We start from the raw sequence: 466 nt of genomic DNA on the forward strand, positions 1-466 counted from the left end.
CAGCGGCTCCCGGGTGATCCCGAATCCGGCGCCCGCGGCGGTCAGCTCGTCGGCCGTGCGGTCACCCGCGAACAGGCAGGCCGCACCGGCCTTCTGCACCGCCCACACCGCGACCACGGCGTCCACCGAGCGCGGCAGCGCCACCGCGACGACGTCGCCCGGTCCGGCACCGCGATCGATGAGCAACCTGGCCAGCTGCGAGGAACGCCGATCCAGGACGTGGTAGGCGACCTCGTCGTCTCCGGCCAGCACTGCGGGCGCCTCCGGGTCCTCCTCGACGACCTCGGCGAGCACCTTGGCCACTGTGTGCGCGCCGACCCGGCCGAGCGGCTCCGGCGTGGCAGAGGTTGCGGCGACGCCGGATTCGACCAGCAGCCGGGCCCGTTCGTCCGCGTCGAGGATATCGATGTCGCCGACCAGGACGTCCGGGTCGCCGAGCAGGGCTTCCAGCACCCGGACCAGGCGC

General features: G+C 74.0%; 1 protein-coding gene. It reads right to left on the reverse strand.

What is annotated here, in order from left to right; translation table 11 throughout:
• Positions 1-466 (reverse strand): AMP-binding protein (locus IU459_RS37600; RefSeq protein ID WP_195134317.1); only part of this gene is annotated, 466 nt, incomplete at both ends.

Origin of the sequence: Nocardia amamiensis (genome assembly GCF_015477605.1) — a bacterium.
GTDB classification, from domain to species: domain Bacteria; phylum Actinomycetota; class Actinomycetes; order Mycobacteriales; family Mycobacteriaceae; genus Nocardia; species Nocardia amamiensis_A.